Genomic DNA, 3,391 nt, shown 5'->3' on the forward strand with positions numbered 1-3,391 from the left:
CGGGTAATGTTTCCTCTCGCCTGCTGGTAGGGGCTTCCACCCTCCAGTTGGCGCCTGCGCTTAAAGCTCAGACGGTTAGAGCACCACACTGATAATGTGGGGGTCGGAGGTTCAAGTCCTCCTAAGCGCACAGCACGCCTCGAACTTCGGTTCGGGGCGTTTCTGCATGTCAGGCTCGGTTTTCCGATACTCCCTCAGTGTCGCTGCCGACACCCAGAGCGGTCTCAGTCCTTGCGTTGAGAGGCTCGGAGGCCCCGAGAGGCCCCCAGCTTCTTAGCAACGGGTCAAGGTGCCGGATGTGGAGCTACCCAGCCAGATCAGCCCGACCGGGCTGGGTGTGATCGGTACGGCGACGCCGCGCGGTGGGTCAGCAGCTACGGCTGAGGGCCGCCATGAAGACCTGGTCGTGGAATCGACCACCATAGAACAGCTTGGACCTGAAGAGTCCCTCTCGTTCGAACCCGGCTCGCCGGTAGGCTGCGATGGCGCGGTCGTTGTCGGCGTTGACCATCAGCTCGATCCGGTGCAGCCCGAGCTCGTTGAAACCGTAGTTGACCATGATCTGCGTTGCCTCGCTTCCGAGCCTCTGCGATTGATGCTCGGGGCCGATCATGATCCCGAACGTCGCACACCGATTTCGGCCCTCGGCACCCCAGAGAGCCACATGACCAATGAGGTCACCGTCCACCGTCTCCACGCAGAACCCGGCACCACTGGCCGCCCCGTTGTCACTCCACTGGCGGTACATCTCTTCGAGCGGTTTGTCGGGCCGCGGCTGGATGCGATCGTTGAAGACAGCCACGTCCGGACTTCGCCACCAGTCCACCAGCATCGGCAGATCCGCGTCACGAAGCTCGCGCAGGCGGACTCGATCGCCCGCGAGGGCCTGACGGGCCGCGGCCAGGACTGTCTCCATCGGGTGAGGGGCTTCAGACACGGTGAGGATCGTAATCGAACCGCCCTGAGTGCCGAGCAATCTTCAGGGCAGCCGAACACAAACAGCTTCAATACGCAGGCCGTCTACTGGTGCCAGCTACTGGGCAGAAGACTCACGGGTGGCGTTGTCGGTGAGGATGAGCGTCAACGGCCTGGAGCCGGTCGCTGAGGGCGGCACCACCGCCCTCTGACAGATCCAGCCTCAGAGCAGGTTGGAAGCGTCGTGGTCGTGGGTCGGGACGACCCGCATCAGGTGGCGAGCCAGGTGCAACCGATGGAGGCTGGCGAAGGCGGCGTCTCGGTCTTCGTCGACGAGGTCTCCGGGAAATGCCGGCTTCTGCCTGATCAGGTCGACCTGGTCGTAGTGCCAGGCGGCGTCGCCGGCGATGAGGACCCATCCGGCGGTGGTTCGGGCGAGGACGCCGACGCTGCCCGGTGTGTGGCCGGCCAGCTCGACGAGCACGACGGAGCCGTCACCGAACAGGTCGTGCGAGGACGTGAACGTCGCGACCGGCGGGCCGTCGAGGTCGTACGTCTCGGTGGGCCGTCCATCGGTCAGCGCCGGGCGCACCCCGCCGACGGGAGGACGCCCGGGGCCGAGGATCCAGTCACGCTCGGTGGTCCGCAGGTGCACCGGCAGATCGGGCAGGTCGAGGAGGCCGCAGACATGGTCCCAGTGGGCATGGGTCGGTAGGGCGAAGTCCGGCCGGACGTCAGCGGCCTGAAGCGAGTCGACGGTGGCAATGGTGTCCGCCGGCGGCGTGACCAGACGGCGAAGCATCCCCGGGAGCTCGCTCAGGGCCCGATGGGGCGCGTCACGGCAGTAGGCCGGGTCGACGACGAACGTGGCCTCGGGATGCTGGACGACGAAGCTGGTCATCGCGTTCCGCACGCGCCGATGGAGGCCCGCGCCCTCGATGATGCCGCCGGCAGGGAGCGTACGTGGCACCTGCGGCAGGGCGCGGACCGTCACCGTTCGATCTCCGCGGGGCAGTCCCGCGTCGGTGATCGAGGCGAGGAGACGCTCATCAGGCTGTCGCGGCCGGAAGAGCCCGCGGCCGAAACCGCTCAGGGCGCCGATCAACGCGCCCGGTGTCGGTTGTTCGGGAGAGGCACTGGGATCGCTGGTCACACAGGGAACGTACCGACGATGGCTCGGTACGCCATCCGACCACGGTAGGAATCGCATGCGAACATCTCGTTATGACCAAGATCGACCTCCCGTTCGACCTCGACTCCTTCCCGCGGCGTACGCGCCGTTGGGTGAGCAGCGGGGTGAACCGCACCTCTCGCTGGACGCGGAAGCTCGGTGGACGCGTGGGGCCGATCATCCCCAAGACCCTGGCCACCGGGGGCGAGGACGACTGGACGCCGCAGGGGCTGGGCTATGACCCCGAGACCCACCTGCTGGCGCAGAGCTACTACTCCCACGACCATGGGTCGGCGCTGGTCCTGGTCGACCCGAAGACGGGTCAGTCCGCGGGAGAGGTGGTCCTCATCGGCTATCAGGGCAAGGCCGGGCCCGGCCACGCCGGCGGAGTCGCGATCGACGGCGACGACGTCTGGGTCTGCAAGGGCGCCCGGGGCGCCGGGAGGCTCTATCGCTACTCACTGTCCGCCATCCGCGCGGCCGAGAAGGGCGCGGAGGTCGAACCGATCGAGAAGCCGGCCAAGGTGGCCGCCGGCTCCTACTGCCGGCTGCGCGGCAACCGCCTCTACCTCGGCGGCTTCGGCGACCAGACCCTCTTCGCCTATGAGAAGGGGGAGAACGGTGAGTGGAACTTCTCCGAGCCAGTCATCTCGACCACGACCCCACCGAAGGTCCAAGGCGTCGTCGTCCGCCGTGACGAGTACGTCTTCTCCTCCTCGTTCGGCCGCCACCGGCCGAGCACCCTCTTCATCTGCGAGCGCAAGCCCGACGGTGGCGTCGGCGCGGTGCGGCGCAGGTTCAAGTTTCCCAACATGGCCGAGGCCATCGTCGAGGTCTCGGGCGAGCTCATCGCGACCTACGAGTCCGGCGCCTCCCCCTACAGCCGGCCCGCGGCGTACGGCTTCGGGCTCCTGACCGGCCGGATGTGGGCGAGCACCCACATGACCTGCACGCCCATCGCCTCCCTGGGCTTGGCCCCGGACCCCGAGGCTGGTTGATTTCGTACGCCTCACAGCGGGCCGGTACGCTTGCCTGGTCCGACGGGCAGCGATGCTCACCACGACTCAGCAGGAGAAGACATGAAGAAGATCGTCCTCGTGCTGTTGGCCGCGGCCGGCATCATTCTCGCCAAGAAGAAGCTCGACCAGTCCAGCACCGAGAAGGGCTACTGGGCCGAGGAGACAGACACGGTGAGCTGACCCGACGGACGGGCGCGTACAACCGAATATGGGGGCTTAACTCAGTTGGTAGAGTGCGACCTTTGCAAGGTCGAAGTCAGGGGTTCGAGTCCCCTAGCCTCCACGT

The 3,391-nt window shown here is 66.9% G+C and carries 4 protein-coding genes and 2 tRNA genes; 4 read left to right on the forward strand and 2 right to left on the reverse strand.

Features of this window, described 5'->3' with window-relative positions; genetic code table 11:
• The first annotated feature begins 56 nt into the window (after positions 1–56).
• Positions 57–130 (forward strand) — tRNA-Ile (locus ACRDPS_RS08830).
• A 237-nt stretch (positions 131–367) separates the two neighbouring features.
• Here the strand turns inward: ACRDPS_RS08830 and ACRDPS_RS08835 are convergent.
• Together ACRDPS_RS08835 and ACRDPS_RS08840 are read right to left on the reverse strand one after the other, a co-directional pair.
• Positions 368–916, reverse strand: coding sequence for a GNAT family N-acetyltransferase (locus ACRDPS_RS08835; RefSeq protein WP_431501255.1), 549 nt, complete (start codon positions 914–916; stop codon positions 368–370).
• 222 nt (positions 917–1,138) lie between these two features.
• A complete protein-coding gene (locus ACRDPS_RS08840; protein ID WP_431501256.1) occupies positions 1,139–2,068 on the reverse strand; it encodes an MBL fold metallo-hydrolase in 930 nt (309 codons plus the stop codon).
• A gap of 71 nt (positions 2,069–2,139) precedes the next feature.
• Here ACRDPS_RS08840 and ACRDPS_RS08845 point away from each other — a divergent pair, with 71 nt between their 5' ends.
• The 3 genes from ACRDPS_RS08845 (at position 2,140) to ACRDPS_RS08855 (ending at position 3,388) form a co-directional block, all read left to right on the forward strand.
• Positions 2,140–3,084 (forward strand): hypothetical protein, encoded by a 945-nt coding sequence (locus ACRDPS_RS08845; protein ID WP_431501257.1) that lies wholly within the window; start codon positions 2,140–2,142, stop codon positions 3,082–3,084.
• Between the two features lie 81 nt (positions 3,085–3,165).
• Positions 3,166–3,285 (forward strand): DLW-39 family protein, encoded by a 120-nt coding sequence (locus ACRDPS_RS08850; RefSeq protein WP_431501258.1) that lies wholly within the window; start codon positions 3,166–3,168, stop codon positions 3,283–3,285.
• Between the two features lie 30 nt (positions 3,286–3,315).
• Positions 3,316–3,388: transfer RNA gene (locus ACRDPS_RS08855), tRNA-Ala, on the forward strand.
• Positions 3,389–3,391 lie beyond the last annotated feature (3 nt).

The organism is Nocardioides sp. (genome assembly GCF_050699375.1).
GTDB lineage: Bacteria > Actinomycetota > Actinomycetes > Propionibacteriales > Nocardioidaceae > Nocardioides.

What these genes read in the sequence shown, in the direction of transcription:
- ACRDPS_RS08835 (WP_431501255.1), bottom strand. Translation starts at nt 916, where the DNA reads ATGGAGACAGTCCTGGCCGCGGCCCGTCAGGCCCTCGCGGGCGATCGA.
- ACRDPS_RS08850 (WP_431501258.1), top strand. Translation starts at nt 3,166, where the DNA reads ATGAAGAAGATCGTCCTCGTGCTGTTGGCCGCGGCCGGCATCATTCTC.
- ACRDPS_RS08845 (WP_431501257.1), top strand. Translation starts at nt 2,140, where the DNA reads ATGACCAAGATCGACCTCCCGTTCGACCTCGACTCCTTCCCGCGGCGT.